Raw genomic sequence first — 17664 nt, forward strand, 5'->3', positions numbered from 1 at the left:
CACGGCGCCTGCAGCAAGCCGTAGCTCAGGAGCCCGTAAAGCTGATGACCATCGAACGTTCCGGGGATTCCTCGGCCGAGTCCTCCTCCTCTCCCTCCGCCGCATCCTCCCCTTCGTCACCGTCTCCTTCGGCGTCGTCGCCCGGGCAGTCCTCGGCGCAGCGCGTCCCCAACCGTCAGCTCGCCGCGCTCATCGCGGAGGCGGGCTTCTCCAACGCCGGACTGGCCCGGCGCGTGGACCAGTTGGGCCTGGAGCACGGTCTCGATCTGCGCTACGACAAGACGTCGGTGACGCGGTGGCTGCGCGGCCAGCAGCCACGCGGTACGACGCCCGCGCTGATCGCGGAGGTCTTCACACGCCGGCTCGGCAGGCGGCTGAGCGCACAGGATCTGGGTCTGGACGCCTGCGCGCCCGTCTACGCGGGGCTGGAGTTCGCCGCGACGCCGTCCGAAGCCGTGGACATCGTCAGCGGGCTGTGGCGCAAGGACTCGGGAAGCCACGCGGAGCTGCGCAAGATCGCCTTCACCCCGGCGGGGCTCGTCGTCCCCAGCCGTGACTGGCTGATCGGGCGTCCCGACGAGCGGGTGGCCCGGGGCGTCGACCCGGACGCCGGTCCGGGAGCGGACGGATCCGGGGGTCTGCTCGGCCGCCCCCATGCCGCGGGAGTGGGCGCTCGGCAGGGCCTCGGCGGTGCACGAGTGCCCACGCAGGCACGCGGGACGACGCCCGTCCCGGCCGGGGCCCGCACTGCCGCCGGTGCTGCCGCGGCCGCGGGCACGCTGGCCCGTGGAGCGGCCGGCGTCCCCGGTGCGATCCGGGCCGAGCGGCCCGACCGCACGGAGCGCGGCCCGGGCCAGCGCGTCTCCGCGGGCGACGTCAACGCCCTGCGCTCCGTGGGCGAACTCTTCCGCGCGCTCGACCACGCTTACGGCGGCGGCCACGCCCGGCAGGCGCTGGTGCGGTACCTGGAGCACGAGGCGGAGCCGATGCTCCGCGGCGTGTACGGGGAGCAACTCGGGCGGCGGCTCTTCGGTGCCGCCGCCGACCTGACGCGGCTCGCGGGCTGGACGTCGTACGACATCGCAGCGCACGGGCTGGCACAGCGCTACTTCGTGCAGGCGCTGCGCCTGGCGCAGGCGGCGGGCGACCGCGCCTACGGCAGCTATGTGCTGGTGACGATGAGCAGGCAGGCGGTGTATCTGGGGCACGGCCGCGAGGCGGTGCAGCTGGCCAGGGTGGCGCAGCAGGGCGTGGGCAGCGCCGCCCCGCCGCTGGTGCAGGCGCTGCTGCACGCGGCGGAGGCCCGAGGGCACGGCGTGCTGGGCGAGGTGCGTGCCTGCACGTCCTCGCTGGCGCGGGCCGAACGGGCCCTGGAGGCGGCGAAGTCGGGCGAGGAGGTGCCGCCGTGGGCGCGCTTCTTCGACGAGGCGCAACTGGCCGACGAGAGCGGGCACTGCCACCGCGACCTTCAGCAGTACCGGGCGGCGGCGCAGCACGCGGAGCGCTCGCTTCAGCTGCGCGGCACGGGCTTCGCACGCAGCCGTCTCTTCTGCCGGGTGGTGCTGGCGACGGCGCGGCTGGGGCTCGGTGAGGTCGAGCAGGCGTGTGTGCTGGCCGCCGAGGCGGCGCAGCAGGCGGCGGAGATGCGGTCGGTGCGCGCTCACGAGTACGTGCGCGACTTCGAGCGGCGGCTGGAGCCCTACCGGGACGCGGCGCCCGTGCGGGGGTACCGCGAGCGGGTGGCGGCGCTGAACTGAGCTGCTCCGCACGGTCGTTCCCTCACGGGAGCCGCGCCACGCTGATAGGGGCAGGGGCGACTGCCGGACGCGGTCGCCTGCCCGCCAGCCGGCTCAGTCTCCGGTGCGGCCGTCGATGTGCTCGCGGAGGAGGTCGGCGTGGCCGTTGTGCCGGGCGTACTCCTCCGTCATGTAGATCAACAGGCCGCGCAGATCCATGAGATGGCCCTTCGGTCGGCGGAAGGAGTCGTCGAGCGAGCGTTCGGCGGCGGCCGCGCGGGCCGCCGCGACCTCCTGGTGGTAGATCTCGAAGTCGCCGGGGGCGCTCTCGGGCGTGCCGTCCTCGAAGTCCCCCTCCATGTTGTCCTCCGTGAAGAAGACCCATGGCAGACCGGTCTCGCCGGCGAGGTGGTTGCGGAACCACCAGCGTTCGCAGCCGGCGAGATGCCGGGCAAGGCCCAGCAGGGACAGCGTGGAGCGGCCGACGGGCCGCAGCGTGAGCTGCTCGCCGGTCAGGCCGCCGCACTTGTACAGGAACGTCGCGCGCGCGTGTTCCAGAGCGGACTCCAGCACCGTTCTCTCATCGCCTGCGTACACGCGCTCGGGACGCTGCACTTCGGGAGTGGTCCAGGTCATGCGCTCAATCTATGGCGCACCACTGACAACGGGGCCCCGCTCGCACAGCCCCGCTGCCCGCCCGCCCCTGCACCGATTGCCTCTGGCCGGCCGGGCCACCCCCAGCCGGCTCAGCCCAGCCACCGCAGTCCGGCCGCCGTCGGACCGAATCCGCACCGGGTGTAGAACCCCGTCAGGTGCTGCTCGTAGTCGACGTGCAGCCACCGCGCTCCGGCCAGCCGCGCCTCGTCCGCGGCTCGCCGTACGAGCCGCGCTCCCACGCCCTGTCTCCGCACGCACGGGTGCACGGTTGTGTCCAGCACGAAGGCATGCACGCCGCCGTCCCCCACGACGTTGACGTAGCCGACGAGTTCGTCGTCCCGGAAGGCCGCGACCCACAGCAGGCTGCGCTCCAGGAGGGCGCCGAAGTCGGTGTGTTCGTGCGCCGGCCAGGACGCGGCGAACAGCGTGTTGAGTTCGGCGTCGCACAGCGGCGCCCGCACCCGGAGTCGCACCGGCGGCACGGCAGGGCGGTCCGTCACCGGTCGGTCATCTCGCAGGGGATCTCCATCGTGACCATCGTCGGGCCGCCGGACGGGCTGCTGACCGCGAGGATCCCGTCGAACTGGCCCAGCCGACGCTCGATTCCCGCCATTCCGGAGCCCTTTCGCGGGTCGGCGCCGCCGCGCCCGTCGTCGGTGACGGCGATGCACAGCATGCCCTCACCCGTGGCGGCCGCCCGGCTGTAGTGGATGTCCAGCCACACGCGTTCGGCCTGTGCGTGCTTGGCGGCGTTGGTGAGGACCTCGCTGATCGCGAAGTACGCGGCGGACTCGACCGGTTCGGCGAAGCGTCCCTCCAGTTCGACTTCCGCTTCGACGGGGACCTGCATGCGCAGCGCCAGTGCCCGTGCGGCGTCGCCGAGGCCCCGTTCGGCGAGGACAGGCGGGTGGATTCCGCGTACCAGGTCGCGCAGTTCGGTCAACGCCTCCGCGGAGTTCTCACGTGCCTGTGCGAGGAGCTTCTTCGCCTGTGCCGGGTCCGTCTCGATGAGTGCTTCGATCGCGCCGAGGCTCATGCCCATGGAGACGAGGCGTGCCTGCGCACCGTCGTGCAAGTCGCGTTCGATGCGGCGCAGTTCGGCGGCCGAGGAGTCGACGGCGTCGTGCCGCGACTCGTAGAGCCGCTCGACGCGCTGCTCGAGCTGCGCGCCCCGGCTGGGCGAGATCATGCCCTTGACGATGAGGAAGTGGCCCTTGATGAAGTACGGGTTCACACTCGTCGCGAGCACGATCAGCAGGGCGCCGAGACCCGCGCACAGGGTGGCCGTACCGAAGCCCTCGACGGGGATGAAGGCGTACCAGTAGTTGTGCTGCACTGCCCGCCAGACCCCCGCGAAGATGACGAAGCCCTCGATGCCGTACGCGATGAACGCGGCGGGAAAGAGCGCGGTGACGAAGCCGAACACGGCGTCCGTGAGCAGCCAGCCCAGGTCCCGCCAGGTGGCGGGGTCACGAAGCAGCCGCATGCAGCGTGCGACGGTGCCGCCGACGCCGTTGGCCGGCGGGAGCGGACGGTAGGGCGGCAGGACGGTGATGTCCGCCCAGTCGCGGGCGAGTTGGCGCCGCTGGTTGGCGTGCATGCGCACCAGGTGCATCACGGCGGGCGTCGTGAAGAGGCCGACGCCGAGCACGATGAAGGCGATGGACAGGACGCTCGCGATGAACAGCGCCAGCGAGACGCCGAGCGAGAGCATGCACAGCGCCAGTCCCCGTGCCGCCGCCGTCAGCGAGTCCCGGACCCTGCCGCGCAGTGCCGGTTCCCGCGGCGTCGCCGGAGGGGCCCCCGGGACGATCCCCTCCGCCGCTGCTCTTTGATTCACCGCTGCCGCCCCTTCTGCCTGGTCCCCACAGCCGCTCCCCCACCGGGGTGCCGCGGCGCTCCGTGCGCCGGATACCGCTCCAGTCTGCGCCGCGCCCGGCCTCACGGGCAGGGGGACCGGCTCCCTCACGACGGTGTAGCTGGCACCACCCCCGCACTGGCACCTCCCCCTCCATGAACAGGGGGCTTCGGCGGCTGGGGAGGCCGGGCGCCGCTTTCTAGCGTTCGAGTCGACCGGATCACACCTCCCCTGAGCTCCTCAGGGGGTCCATGACGAGGGGGAGTTCACCCATGCGCGATGCACCGGGGCAGCCAGTGCCTCACAGGGATGCGTTCGACGATCCGTACGGGGATCCTTATGCCGACCCGGGTCGGAACGGTGGCCGGAGACGGCGCGGTCCCGGCCTCGCCGCCCGGCTCGGCGGCTGGAGCACACGGCACCGCAGGACGGCGGTCTTCGGCTGGCTCCTCTTCGTCGTGCTCGCGGCCTGCCTCGGCGGCGTCACCGGTGTGGCCGAGGTCAGCGAGTCGGAGGGCATGTCGGGCGACTCCGCCCGCGCCGAGCACATCCTGGAGGACGCCGGGATCGAGGCGCCGGCGAGCGAGATGATCATGGTGAGTGCTTCGAGCCCGGACGGCTGGCGGCAGGTCGCCCGAGAGGTCACCGGCGCCGTGGAAGGCACGGGCGAGGCCAGGCACCTGCGCGGCCCGGTCCCGTCGGAGGACGGCAGGGCGGGTCTGCTGCAGTTCCGCATGCACGGCGACGCGGAGACCTCCGGCGACCGGGTGCAGCCGGTCATCGACGCCGTGGAGAAGGTGCGCGCGGCCCACAAGGGTGAGGGCGTCACCGTCCACCAGTACGGGGAGGCCAGCGCCGACAAGTGGCTGGGCGAGATGCTCAGCGACGACTTCGCGAAGGCCGAGTGGACAGCCGTTCCGCTGGCGCTGGGCATCCTGCTGGTGGCCTTCGGAGCGCTGGTCGCCGCGCTGCTGCCGGTGGCGCTGGCCGTCACCGCGTTCGTCGCGGCGAACGGGCTGCTCGCCGTCGCGAGCCACCAGTTGCACATCTTCGACACCACCAGTTCGGTGATGCTGCTGATGGGCCTCGCGGTCGGCATCGACTACTGCCTCTTCTATCTGCGGCGGGAACGCGACGAGCGCGCCGCCGGCCGCGACGCGCAGACCGCGCTGCGGGTGGCCGCCGCCACCAGCGGCCGTGCCGTGCTGGTGTCGGGGCTGACCGTCATGGTGGCGATGGCGGGCCTCTTCCTGTCGGGCCTGCTGATGTTCAAGGGCTTCGCCGTGGCCACGATCCTGGTCGTCCTCATCGCGATGCTGGGCTCCGTGACGATCCTGCCCGCGCTGCTCTCGTGGCTGGGCGACCGCGTCGAGCGGGGCAGGCTTCCCCGGTGGCGCCGGCGGGGCGAAGCACGCGGCCAGGCGCACCGGAAGGGCGGGCACCGCGGGAGCGGCCGCATCTCCGCCGGTGTGCTGCGTCCCGTACTGGCGGCGCCGGGCGTTTTCGCCGTGCTGGCGACCGTCGCGATGCTCGCGCTGTCCGCACCGATGCTCGGGATGAAGACGGAACAGCTCACGCTGGACAAGCAGATGCCCTCCGGCTCGCCGCTGAGGGTCAGCTCGGAAGCGATCAACGAGACCTTCCCCGGCGGACCCGCACCGGCCCACGTCGTCATCAAGGCGGAGGACGTCGACTCGCCCCGGGTGCGGGCCGCCCTCGCCGACTTCGCCCAACGGGCCCGCGCCGACAAGCACTTCGGCAAGGGAGCCGAGACGACGGTGCACCGCGCCGCGGACGTGGCCGAGATCGACGTCCCCCTGGCGGGCAACGGCACCGACGACACCTCGAAGGCCGCGGTCGAACGGCTGCGCGACACGCTCGTCCCGCAGACGCTGACACCCGTGGCGCGAGGCGGCCAGGCCTACGTGAGCGGCGAGCTGGCGAGTTCGATGGACTTCAACGACCAGCTGAGCCGGGGCATCGTGCCGGTCCTCGTCTTCATCACGGGCGTCACGTTCCTGCTGATGCTGGTCAGCTTCCGCTCGCTGCCCGTCGCGCTCGCGTCCGTGGTCCTCAATCTGCTGTCCGTCGGGGCCGCGTACGGCGTCATGACGGCCGTCTTCCAGCACGGCTGGGGAGCGGAAATGCTCGGCACGGAGGCGGTCGGGGCGATCGAGTCGTGGATGCCGCTGTTCGTGCTGGTGGTGCTCTTCGGCCTCTCGATGGACTACCACGTCTTCGTGGTCTCCCGTATCCGCGAGGCCCACGAGCGCGGCGCGGACACCCGGGAAGCGATCCGGGAGGGCGTGCGCGCCACGGCAGGTGCGGTGACCGGCGCCGCAGTGATCATGGTGGCGGTCTTCGCGGTCTTCGGCACATTGTCGATGCAGGACATGCAGCAGATGGGCATCGGACTCGCGGTGGCAGTGCTGCTGGACGCGACGCTCGTACGGATGGTGCTGCTGCCCGCGGTGATGATGCTGCTCGGCGAGCGCAACTGGTACCTGCCGCGCATGCTGCGCGGGCTGCCGCCGCACGGGGACCCCGAGGAGGCCGCGACCGCGCCCGGCACCGCTGGTCCCGCGTACGCAGCGCCCGTCGCTGCCGGGTCCGCCGATCCTGCGCCGGCCGCGCGCTCCCGCTGACAGGGCCGGGCCCGAGTCGTCGAACTCGCCCCTGCCCCGCGGCGCACGCCCGCGGGGCAGGGGCGAGTTCCTGCCCGACGACCGCCGACGACCGCCGACGACCGCCGACGACGGGGCACGCCCCCGCAGACAGCATCGTTCCCGCAGGTCAGAGCGGGCATGGCGGTATACCTGCGGGGGCGCCACCGCACCTGGCCTGATCGGCGAGCTTCTCTCGTGGGCCGCCGCCACAGCCCGTACGCTGCCCCCATGCCGCACATCACTGTCGACTACTCCGATGCCCTCGCCGAGACGTTCGACCGCCGTGGCTTCGGGCTGGCCCTGCATCCGCTGCTCGCCCGCACCGTGGTGGGTTCCGTGACGGGCTGCAAGACCAGGTTCCGGCAGATCGACGAGTGCGTGATCGCGGACGGCGTGGACGAGGTCGCGATGCTCCACGTCGAGGTGGCACTGCTGTCCGGCCGCACTCCCGAGGCGAAGGCCGAGCTCTCCCGTGCCGTCCTCGGACTCGCCCGGGACCACGTCAAGCCGACTCCGGGCGTCACCCTGCACACCTCCGTGGACGTCTGCGACCTCTCCCGCGGCAGCTTCGCAAGTCACACGGAAGAGGACCACATATGAAATTCGGACTGCTCGGCACCGGGCCTTGGGCGCTCAACACGCACGGGCCCGCTCTCGCGGCGCACAAGGACGTGGAGCTGACGGGCGTGTGGGGCCGCCGCTCCGAGGCGGCCAGAGAACTCGCCGGCCAACTGGACACGCGCGCCTACGACGACGTCGACGCACTGCTGACCGACTGCGACGCCGTCGCCGTCGCGCTTCCCCCCGACGTGCAGGCGCCGCTGGCCGTGCGGGCCGCCGAGGCCGGCTGCCATCTGCTGCTGGACAAGCCCGTCGCCACGACGCCCGATTCGGCTCGGCAGGTCACCGAAGCGGTGGCCGCGGCGGGCGTCGCGTCCGTCGTCTTCTTCACGCTGCGCTTCAGCGAGCCGACCGCCACATGGATCGGCGAACAGGCCGCCACGGAGGGATGGCTGACGGGCCGTGCGGACTGGCTCTCCCCCGTTTTCGGCGGCGCCGACTCCCCGTACACGGCCTCGCCGTGGCGCAGGGAGAGGGGCGCCCTGTGGGATGTCGGGCCGCACGCGCTGTCCGTACTGCTGCCGGTGCTCGGCGATGTGACCGACCTCGGTTCCGTACGGGCGGGGCGCGGCGTCGGCGACACCGTACACATGATCCTCCGGCACGCGGACGGGGCCTCCAGCACCTGCACGCTCAGCCATTCCGTCCCGCCCGCTGCAGCCGGGGTCACCGCCGAGGTCAGGGGTTCCGCCGGTGCGGTCACCCTGCCGCAGCGGGAGGAGGCGCCGGTGGACGCCTTCGCACGGGCCGTCGACGCGCTCGCCGAGGCAGCACGTACGGGGCAGACCCACGCCTGTGATGTCCGTTTCGCGCAGCGGGTCACGGAGATCCTCTCGAGCGCGGAGGCCGCTCTCCAGCCGTAGCGGCGAACGGAGAACGCCGACGCACACCGGGAAAGACGCGGCAGGACGCGGGAAGCGCGGCAGCGGCACGGGACGGGCGCGGATGGGGTGATCCCGCTCGCGCCCTGCCGCTGTCACGGACGCACTCCCGATGCACATCACGGTCATCTCGGACAATTCCCGGACGTTTGCCTGCAACTGCCCTTTCCCGGACTTCGCCTGGGCGGTGCTCCCAAGCCGGTAGATTCGGTGAGCGACCCAGCTTCCCGGCCACCGTGGAGACGTTGTGCGAGTCGTCATCGCCGAAGACCTGTTCCTGCTGCGTGACGGCCTCGTGCGCCTGCTGGAGGCGTTCGGTTTCGAGATCGCGGCGGCCGTCGACAACGGGCCGGAGCTGAGCAAGGCGCTGAAGGAGCTGGAACCCGATGTCGCCGTCGTCGATGTGCGCCTGCCGCCTTCGTTCAGCGACGAGGGTCTGCAGTGCGCGCTGGAGGCGCGGCGCAGACGCCCCGGGCTGCCGGTCCTGGTCCTCTCCCAGCACGTCGAGCAGCTGTACGCACGCGAACTGCTCGCGGACGGCACGGGAGGCACCGGCTATCTGCTCAAGGACCGGGTCTTCGACGCTGAGCAGTTCGTGGACGCGGTGCGACGCGTCGCCGCGGGCGGTACGGCGATGGATCCCCAGGTGATCCAGCAGCTGCTCTCCCGGCGTTCTCGGGAGGCGCCCATGGCGAAACTCACAGCCCGGGAGCGGGAAGTGATGGAACTCATGGCGCAGGGTCGTTCCAACACCGCGATCGCCACTCAGCTCGTCGTCACGGAGCGGGCCGTCGCGAAGCACACGTCAAATATTTTCGGGAAGTTGGGGCTTCCGCCCTCGGACGACGACAACCGTCGCGTGCTCGCCGTGCTGGCTTATTTGGACGGGTCCGACCGGGGCTGACCAGCGCAATCTTTGCCGCGCCCTCTCGTACAATCACATAACACTCCATTAGCGTGCGCACCACATGTGTCAGCGGTGACCGGATGTTGCGAGAAGTGGAGCACGCCGTGGAGGACATCAACAGACGCAAGCTTCTGGGTACGGCGGGAGCGCTCGGCGCGGGTGTCGCGCTGGGGCCCAGCACGAACCCGGCAGCGGCCCAGACGCCGGCCGCGCCCGGCATCCACACGGCCGCGGACATGAAGCACGCAGAGGCCGCCGTCCAGCGTCTGCTCCCCGACCACGACGACCAGATCTCCTTCACCGTGCTCACGGGCGGCAAGGAGCGGTTCAAGGTCTCGGGACGCGCGGGCGCCATCGAGATCGCCGGGACCTCACCGGCCGTGGCCCTCACCGGACTGCACTGGTATCTGAAATACACCTGCGCGTCCCACATCTCCTGGGCGGGAAGCCAGACGGATCTGCCCAAGCAGCTCCCCGCGCCGGGCAGCCCGTACGAGCGCAGCGCCACCGTGCCGCACCGCTTCATGCTCAACGACACGCACGACGGCTACACCGCCCCGTACGCAGACTGGGCGCACTGGGAGCGCTTCATCGACGTGATGGCGCTGCACGGCTGCAACGAGGTGCTGGTGACGACCGGTTCCGAGGCCGTCTACCACCGTCTGCTGATGGACTTCGGCTACTCCGACGACGAGGCCCGCGAGTGGATTCCCGCACCCTCGCACCAGCCGTGGTGGCTGCTGCAGAACCTGTCCGAGTACGGCGGGCCCATCTCCTCCGGCCTGCTGAAGAAGCGTGAGGACCTGGGCCGACGCATCGTGACCCGGCTGCGCGAACTGGGCATGCACGCCGTGCTGCCCGGCTACTTCGGCACGGTTCCCGACGATTTCTCAGACCGTAACCCTGGCGGAAGGACCGTGCCCCAGGGTGACTGGAACGGCCTGACCAGGCCCGCGTGGCTCGACCCGCGCACGTCCGTCTTCCGCACGGTCGCCGCCTCGTTCTACAAGCACCAGAAGGACATCTTCGGAGAGATCCGCCACGTCAAGATGGATCTGCTGCACGAAGGCGGCAAGGCCGGCGACGTGCCCGTCGCGGACGCGGCGCAGGCCGTCGAGAAGGCACTTCAGACGGCGCTGCCCGGCGCGACCTGGATGATTCTCGGCTGGCAGAAGAACCCGCGCCGCGCGCTGCTGGATGCCCTGAAGCACAAGAACCGCGCGCTCGTCGTCGACGGACTCTCCGACCTGGAGAGAATCACCAGCCGCGAGTCGGACTGGGGCGACGTCCCCTACGCGTTCGGCACGATCCCCAACTTCGGCGGCCGCACGACGATCGGCGCCAAGACCCAGATGTGGTCGGAGCGTTTCACCAAGTGGCGTGACAAATCCGGCAGCAAGCTGGCAGGCACCGCCTACATGCCGGAGTCCACACACCGCGACCCCCTCGCCTTCGAACTCTTCAGCGAACTCGCCTGGCGTGAGGAGGCGGTCGAGCGCGAGCAGTGGTTCGCCAACTACGCGCGACTGCGCTACGGCGGCGACGACGAGAAGGCCCGCGCCGCGCTCGCGGCCCTGCGCGGCACCGCGTACGAGATCAGCAGCACCGACGGCCGTCCGCACGACAGCATCTTCTCGGCACGGCCCAGCCTCGACGCCCGCTCCGGCGCTCACTACGCCACGCACACCCCGGCTTTCGACCTCGCCGACTTCGACGCGGCGCTGACGGCCCTGCTCGGCGTCCGCGAATCGCTGCGCGGCAGCGACGCCTACCGCTACGACCTCACCGACATCACGCGCCAGGCCCTCGCCAACCGATCATGGATGCTGATCGGCCGGCTGAAGTCCGCGTACCAGCAGGAGGACTCCGCGGCCTTCCGCAAGCTCAGCAATCTGTGGCTCTCGCTGATGAAACTGAGCGACGAGATCGCCGGCACCCACCAGTCCTTCCTGCTCGGCCCGTGGCTGGCCGACGCGCGGGAACTGGCCGGCGACGCGTCGGAAAAGGACAAACTCGAACTCACCGCGCGCACGCTTCTCACCGCGTGGGCGGACCGCCCCGCCGCCGACAAGGGCATGCTCGCCAACTACGCCAACCGTGACTGGCAGGGCCTCCTCGGCGACTTCCACCAGCCCCAGTGGCGCGCCTATCTGGAGGAGCTCGAGGACGCCCTCGCCGAGGACCGGACCCCCAAGATCTTCGACTGGTACGAGCTGGAGGCGGCCTGGACGCGGGAGAAGAAGTCGTATCCGCAGCGTCCCTCCGGTGACGCCTACCGCACCGCGAAGCGCGTGCACGCCGCCCTGTCCAAGGCGCCGTTCCAGGGCAGCCTGACCGCCAAGTCCGACCCGGTCACGCTGACCCCCGGTGCCTCCGGCGAGTTCGAGGCCGTCTTCCGCAACGAGAGCGGGCTGCGCGCCACCGGCACCGTCGACTTCTCCCTGACCGGCCTGCAGGACGCCGAGCCGCAGGGCTCCACCTCCGTCCTCCGCGTCGAGCAGGGCAGCAGCGCCGGCGTGACCTGGCGCGTGCGGGCGCCGAAGGACGAGCTCAAGGACCCGCTCAAGCCGCTCGACTACGAACTGGTCGTGGAGTACGGGCCCGAGGGCGAGCGCCGCGTGCGGATGCCGCAGCCCGGCAAGCTCTACGTCGCGGGGCCGCTCGACCAGGAGCTGTCCACCGTCAGCACCAACGACGCCGTCTTCGGCCAGCTCGGCAAGCGCTTCGCGATCGAAGGCGGCGGCGACGACATGTGGAAGGGCACCTCGCACTTCGGCGCCATCTACCGCGAGGGAGCCCTGCGTGACGGGGTCTCGGTCACAGTGCGCGTCACCTCGCAGGAGGAGACGGGACCGTGGGCCCGTGCCGGAATCGTCGCCCGCAACGAGCTGCCCGGCGCGGGCTCGCAGGGCTTCGTGAACCTGTCGGTGACACCGGGCAACGGTGTGGTGCTCTCCTACGACTCCGACAGCGACGGCACCCTCGACCGCTACGAACGCGTCACCGGCGTCGCCACCCCCGTCACGCTGCGCCTCACCCGCGACGGCCGCACCTTCCAGGGTGAGCTGTCCACGGACGAGGGCGCGAACTGGCGCTCCGTCGGCACCGTCACCGTGCCGGGTGTGCTCTCGCAGCAGGACGTGGGGATGTTCATGTCGGCGACGAACGGCGGCACCGGGACCCGCGGCACTGTGGAATTCCAGGACTGGGAAGTGCGCTGACCTCGACGGGCCTGCTCCCCCCGGATGCGCCGGATACCTCGTCGCACCGGGGGGCCAGGTGACCAAGCCAACGGTCGTTCGTTCTCGTGGGCGTGGCCCTTTCGGAAACGACTTCGCAGCATTCACGCACACCGTCCGGCTCCGTCGACGTGGAGCAGGCCCAGGCGGCGCTCGTCGAGCACTACCCGAGGCTGGTACGGCTGGCCTATCTCGTACTGCCGCCCTCCCTCGCCCGGCACCGGCGGGTGCTGACGGCGCATTCGCTCGTACAGCGCGCGCTCCCCCGCGGCCGCGGCAGCGCGGAGGTCAGGCCGCTGCCGACGCAGAGGCGCGGCGGTGAGCACCGGCCCGGAGGCGTCGCCGCCGGCGCGACGCGCTCAGACGTCTACGACTATCTGACGACGTGCGTGCTGCGGTCGGCGCTCGCCGGTGAGCGCCGGCGGCGGCTGGGCCCGTGGCGGCTGCGTCCGCTGCCCGTGCGGCCGGGTTTCCTCCCGCTCGTCCTCGGGCTCCGGCTCTTCCCGCGTTCCGGCGGCGCATACGAACTCGCCCTGGAGAAGGCGCTGTCGGAGGTCTCCGGCGCGGCACGGGCGGCCTGCGCGCTGCGCGGCTGGGAGGACATGCCTGACGAAGAGGTGTGCCGCGTGCTCGGAGCGGCCGGGGTGGAGGAGCCCGCCGCGGCGCTCGCGGCGGCATCCGGGATCCGTCTGCCCGCGGCCGGCAAGGACCGGCCGGTGCTGGGTCCTTCGGAGTTCGACCCGTGCTCGCTGCAGGCACGGCCCACCGATCTGCTGCGCCGCCGTCAGCATCTGCGCGCGGCTCTCGCGGCTGTGGCGGCGGTCGTCGTGTGCGGTGGTCTTCTGGGGCTTCCCGGCGACTCCTGGGGCCCGGACGGCGCGGCGGCGCCGCTCTACGCCCGCAACCCGGCGGCCGAACAGGCCCTGGAACCGGGCTCGTTGATCCGCGTACCGGCCGGAGCCTGGAAGCAGGCGTCACGCACGGACTTCTCCGCCTGGCCGGCACGCGGCGACCTCACCAACGACGAGGGACTGCTGCGCCGGGCGCTCGCCGTCTGGGCGCGCCCCGGTGGAAAGGTGCGGCTCTCGCTGACGCAGGGCACATCCGCCGGACCACCCTCCGGGCCGCCCCAACTGCTGTACGCGGGGCGGGTGGACGGAGCGAAGGTCGTCCTGCTGCACGACGGGCTGCGAGCGGCGCGTTACGCCGAACCCGAGGGCGCGGACAGCGGCGGAGCGGTCCTGGACATCGCGCGTACGGACGGTGCTGACACGGCGGGTTCCGGTGCGCTGGTCGTCTCCCGCAGCGACTCCAACGTCCGCTATCTCACCGCTCCCTGGATCTCCAAGGCGGCCGAGGTGGACCTGCTGCACTCCGACGACGAGGGCCGGCAGCTCAACCGCGAGGACGACGGGGTGCTCATGTCGCTGACCGGCCCCGGCCCCGACCCGCGCCAGTGCAACCACTGGCCGGGGCTGCTGCTGTCCACGCGCGACCAATCGACACGTCATCTCTACACCGATCTGGGGGAGTTGACGCCGGCACGGGTCACGTCCGGGAACCCCAAGAAGAAGATGCGCGACGCGACGGGTGCGAAGGCCCGTGGGCGTCTGGAGCACACGGCCTGCGGGTTCCGCTCGATGCTCGGGGGCGGTGTGCGCTCGGTCAACACCTGGAAGTTCGCGACGCAGTTGCTGCCGGGCGGGGTGAGTTCGGCGACCTGGCTGTGCACCCGTGCTGAGACGTGGCGGGGCAAGGGCGCCCGGATCTTCACCAGTTTCCGGCGTTCCGGCCTGGAGCAGGGCGAGCAGGCGATGTTCACCTCGCGCGTGGTGGACACCCCTGCGTGCGGCCCGCGCAGGCCGCACGCCGTGAGCGGCGGGCTGTGGAAGAGCGATGCCGGCAACTGGTACGTGCTCGCCGCGGGCAGCAAGAAGGTGAGCAGCATCCGGGTCAAGGGCAAGTCGGGCGGCCCGAGCGGCACTTCACTGGACCGGAAGCTGGCTCTGCCCGCGAAGAAGGGCGCCAAGGCGAGGATCAGCGCTCGGCTGACCAACGGCGAGAAGATGAGCCTCAGGCGCTGAGGCGTCGGGGCGGGCGGGCGTGCGAGTGCCCGGATGCCTCCCGCCCATCGGTGGTCGGGCGTGGGGCGAGGACCGGCCCGACCGGCCGGGCGCGTGCGGACCGCGGTGGCGGGCCGCCGGCCGGCCGGACCGGAGAGTGGGACCGGGCGCGGAGCGAGGGCGGCGCCCGGATGAGAGTGCCGCCGGGACGGTCATCCGCTCCGTGCCCGGGACGTGTCCCCCGCGTGCGGGGGTGCCTGACCCGTGGAGCCTCGTACGACGAGCTCCGGCTGGAAGACGAACTCGCTGTGGGGCACGGGGTTTCCGCGGATCTCCTCCAGCAGCGTGGTCACCGCGGCGTTCGCCATGGCGCGCACCGGCTGCCGGACGGTCGTCAGCGGCGGGTCGGTGAAGGCGTTCAGCTCCGAGTCGTCGTAGCCGACGACCGAGACGTCGCGGGGCACGTCGAGTCCGCGCTGGCGTGCGGCGCGAATGGCGCCGAGGGCCATCAGGTCGCCGCCGCAGACGATGCCGGTGCAGCCCTCGTCCAGGAGACCGCCCGCCGCGGCGTGGCCGCCCTCCACCGTGAACAGGGTGTGCCGCACGAGGCCGGACGCCTTCCCCGGCCCGTCCTCGGCGAGCTCCTCCGCGAAGCCCTGAGCCTTGCGGCGCACCGGCACGAACCGGTCCGGGCCGACGGCGAGTCCGATCCGCTCGTGGCCCAGGTCCCGCAGGTGCCGTACCGCGATGCGGGCAGCCGCCCGGTCGTCCGGTGAGACGAAGGGCGCGGCGATCCGCTCGTTGTAGCCGTTGACGAGGACGTACGGCACGCCTCGGGCCGCGAGCCGCGCATAGCGAGCGGGATCGGCCGTCAGATCGGCGTGCAGCCCGGAGAGGAAGATGACGCCGGTGACGGCACGGTCGACGAGCTGGGCGACCAGTTCGTCCTCGGTGGCCCCGCCGGGCATCTGCGTGCCGAGCACGGGCGTGTAGCCGTAGCCACTGAGGGACTGCTCGATGACCTGGGCGAACGCCGGGAAGATCGGGTTGGTCAGCTCGGGGATGACGAGGCCGACGAGTCCCGCGCTGCGCGGCCGCAGACGTACGGGCCGCTCGTACCCGAGCACGTCGAGCGCGGCCAGCACGCGCTGCCTCGTCGAATCGGCCACGCCCGCCTTGCCGTTGAGTACGCGGCTGACGGTCGCTTCGCTGACGCGCGCCTGCCCGGCGATGTCGGCGAGGCGTGTGGCGGGGAGCGCCGAGGCCGGAGCCGTCATGCGCCCCCCTGCCCGACGGTGGCGTCCGCGCCGTCCGCAGCGGCGGCTTCGGCCGCCGGCACGGCACTCCACCATGCGGTGGTGTCGGCCGGCAAACGGCCACCGCCTTCGTACGGGCCGCTGGCGAGGATCAACTCGCCCGGGATTCCATGGAGTTCGGCGGGCCCGTCGCCGGTGTTGGCGGTGCAGACGAAGTCGCCGCGGCGGAAGGCGAGCACCCCCTCCGGTGCGGGCAGCCACTGGACCGACTCCCCCGCGCCGAGGCCGGGGTGCTCGTGGCGCAGCCGCAACGCCTTGCGGTACAGCTCCAGCGTCGAGCCGGGGTCGCCGGCCTGTGCCGCCACCGACATCTCGCCCCAGTCCTCGGGCTGCGGCAGCCAGCTCCCGCCGCGGCCGAAGCCGAAGGAGCTGCCGGCCCGGTCCCACGGCAGGGGCACGCGGCAGCCGTCGCGCAGCCCGTCCTGCCCGTTGTCGCGGAAGAAGGAGGGGTCCTGGCGGGCCTCGTCGGGGAGTTCGGTGACCTCGGGCAGGCCCAGCTCCTCGCCCTGGTAGACGTACGCGGAGCCCGGCAGCGCCAGCATCAGCAGCGCGGCGGCCCGTGCGCGGGGCAGGCCTCCGCCGAGGCGGGTGCGGTGGCGTACGACGTCGTGGTTGGAGAGCACCCACGTCGCGGGAGCGGCGACGGGCCGCATGGCCTCCAGGGACTCGGTGACGACGGCGCGCAGCGCTTCCGCGTCCCAACCGGTCTGCAGATAGTGGAAGTTGAACGCCTGATGCAGCTCGTCCTCGCGCACGTAGAGGGCGGTGCGCTGCGAGTTCGGAGTCCAGGCCTCGGCGACGCCGATGCGCTCGCCGGGGTACTCCTCCAGGACGCGCCGCCAGTCGCGGTAGATCTCGTGCACGCCGTCCTGGTCGAAGAAGGGCAGCCGCGCGTTGCCCAGCAGCCGCAGCTGGGCGGTCTGCCCGGTGTCGGGGAGGCCCTCTGCCTTGACGAGGCCGTGGGCGACGTCGATGCGGAATCCGTCGACGCCGAGGTCGAGCCAGAAGCGCAGCACGGTGCGGAACTCGTCGTGCACGGCGGGGTGTTCCCAGTCGAAGTCGGGCTGCTCGGGCGCGAAGAGGTGCAGATACCATTCACCCGGGGCGCCGTCGCTTTCCTTCACACGCGTCCAGGCCGGGCCTCCGAAGACCGACTCCCAGTCGTTCGGCGGCAGTTGGCCGTCCTCTCCCTTGCCGGGCCGGAAGTGGTAGCGCGCGCGGGCCGGTGAGCCCGGGCCCTCCTCGAGGGCCTGCTGGAACCACACGTGCCGGTCGGAGGAGTGGTTGGGCACGACGTCGACGATGACGCGCAGCCCCAGCGCGTGCGCGTCCTTGATCAGCGCGGCGGCGTCCGCCAGGTCACCGAAGCGCGGGTCGACGGAGCGGTAGTCGGTCACGTCGTAGCCGCCGTCGGCCTGCGGCGAGGCGTAGAAGGGGCTGAGCCACACAGCGTCCACGCCGAGATCCGCGAGGTACGGCAGCCGGGACCGTACGCCCGCGAGGTCGCCCATGCCGTCGCCGTCGGCGTCGGCGAAGGAGCGCGGATAGACCTGGTAGATGACCGCGTCACGCCACCATCCCGTGTGCTCCGGTCGGGGTCCCTGCTCGCCGACCGGAGCCGCGCTGCCGGCGTGTCCGAGATGCTGGGTCATGTCATCCCTGAGAGGTAGAGGTGTGGTGCGGTCCCCCGGCCGGTCCGGCCGGGGATGTGGCGTGTCTC

12 protein-coding genes are annotated in these 17664 nt (G+C 71.9%); 7 read left to right on the plus strand and 5 right to left on the minus strand.

What is annotated here, in order from left to right; translation table 11 throughout:
• Positions 1 to 44 precede the first annotated feature (44 nt).
• The gene (locus I004_RS32650) at positions 45 to 1757 is read left to right on the plus strand and encodes an NsdA family TPR-like regulatory protein (RefSeq protein ID WP_486579817.1); all 1713 of its coding nucleotides are present in this window, start codon (positions 45 to 47) and stop codon (positions 1755 to 1757) included.
• Between the two features lie 93 nt (positions 1758 to 1850).
• Here the strand turns inward: I004_RS32650 and I004_RS0106855 are convergent, their stop codons facing one another.
• From I004_RS0106855 to I004_RS0106865, 3 genes are all read right to left on the minus strand, one after another.
• Positions 1851 to 2372, minus strand: a complete 522-nt coding sequence (locus I004_RS0106855; RefSeq protein WP_028434867.1) for a DinB family protein — start codon at positions 2370 to 2372, stop codon at positions 1851 to 1853.
• Positions 2373 to 2482: 110 nt separating this feature from the next.
• A complete protein-coding gene (locus tag I004_RS0106860; protein WP_486579819.1) occupies positions 2483 to 2893 on the minus strand; it encodes a GNAT family N-acetyltransferase in 411 nt (136 codons plus the stop codon).
• A complete protein-coding gene (locus I004_RS0106865) occupies positions 2890 to 4107 on the minus strand; it encodes a histidine kinase (RefSeq protein ID WP_078510901.1) in 1218 nt (405 codons plus the stop codon). The genes I004_RS0106860 and I004_RS0106865 overlap by 4 nt, the downstream gene beginning before the upstream one ends.
• A gap of 416 nt (positions 4108 to 4523) precedes the next feature.
• Between I004_RS0106865 and I004_RS32655 the strand changes: the two genes are divergently transcribed.
• The 6 genes from I004_RS32655 (at position 4524) to I004_RS0106895 (ending at position 14649) form a co-directional block, all read left to right on the plus strand.
• On the plus strand, positions 4524 to 6896 hold the full coding sequence (locus I004_RS32655; protein ID WP_078510902.1) for an MMPL family transporter: 2373 nt from the start codon (positions 4524 to 4526) through the stop codon (positions 6894 to 6896).
• A gap of 249 nt (positions 6897 to 7145) precedes the next feature.
• Complete coding sequence (locus I004_RS0106875) at positions 7146 to 7517, plus strand: isomerase (RefSeq protein ID WP_028434870.1); 372 nt, start codon at positions 7146 to 7148, stop codon at positions 7515 to 7517.
• Positions 7514 to 8401, plus strand: coding sequence for a Gfo/Idh/MocA family protein (locus tag I004_RS0106880; protein ID WP_028434871.1), 888 nt, complete (start codon positions 7514 to 7516; stop codon positions 8399 to 8401). The genes I004_RS0106875 and I004_RS0106880 overlap by 4 nt, the downstream gene beginning before the upstream one ends.
• Positions 8402 to 8666: 265 nt before the next feature.
• The gene (locus I004_RS0106885; protein ID WP_028434872.1) at positions 8667 to 9323 is read left to right on the plus strand and encodes a response regulator transcription factor; all 657 of its coding nucleotides are present in this window, start codon (positions 8667 to 8669) and stop codon (positions 9321 to 9323) included.
• Between the two features lie 83 nt (positions 9324 to 9406).
• Positions 9407 to 12547 (plus strand): alpha-N-acetylglucosaminidase, encoded by a 3141-nt coding sequence (locus I004_RS0106890; protein WP_037975346.1) that lies wholly within the window; start codon positions 9407 to 9409, stop codon positions 12545 to 12547.
• A 92-nt stretch (positions 12548 to 12639) separates the two neighbouring features.
• Complete coding sequence (locus I004_RS0106895) at positions 12640 to 14649, plus strand: hypothetical protein (RefSeq protein ID WP_028434874.1); 2010 nt, start codon at positions 12640 to 12642, stop codon at positions 14647 to 14649.
• Between the two features lie 191 nt (positions 14650 to 14840).
• On the opposite strand, the gene I004_RS0106900 is transcribed toward I004_RS0106895, so the two are convergent.
• Both I004_RS0106900 and I004_RS32660 read right to left on the minus strand, forming a co-directional pair.
• A complete protein-coding gene (locus tag I004_RS0106900; RefSeq protein WP_028434875.1) occupies positions 14841 to 15905 on the minus strand; it encodes a LacI family DNA-binding transcriptional regulator in 1065 nt (354 codons plus the stop codon).
• A complete protein-coding gene (locus I004_RS32660) occupies positions 15902 to 17596 on the minus strand; it encodes a glycoside hydrolase family 13 protein (protein ID WP_078510903.1) in 1695 nt (564 codons plus the stop codon). Before I004_RS32660 ends, I004_RS0106900 begins: the two co-directional genes overlap by 4 nt.
• Positions 17597 to 17664 lie beyond the last annotated feature (68 nt).

This window comes from Streptomyces sp. TAA486, assembly GCF_000426165.1.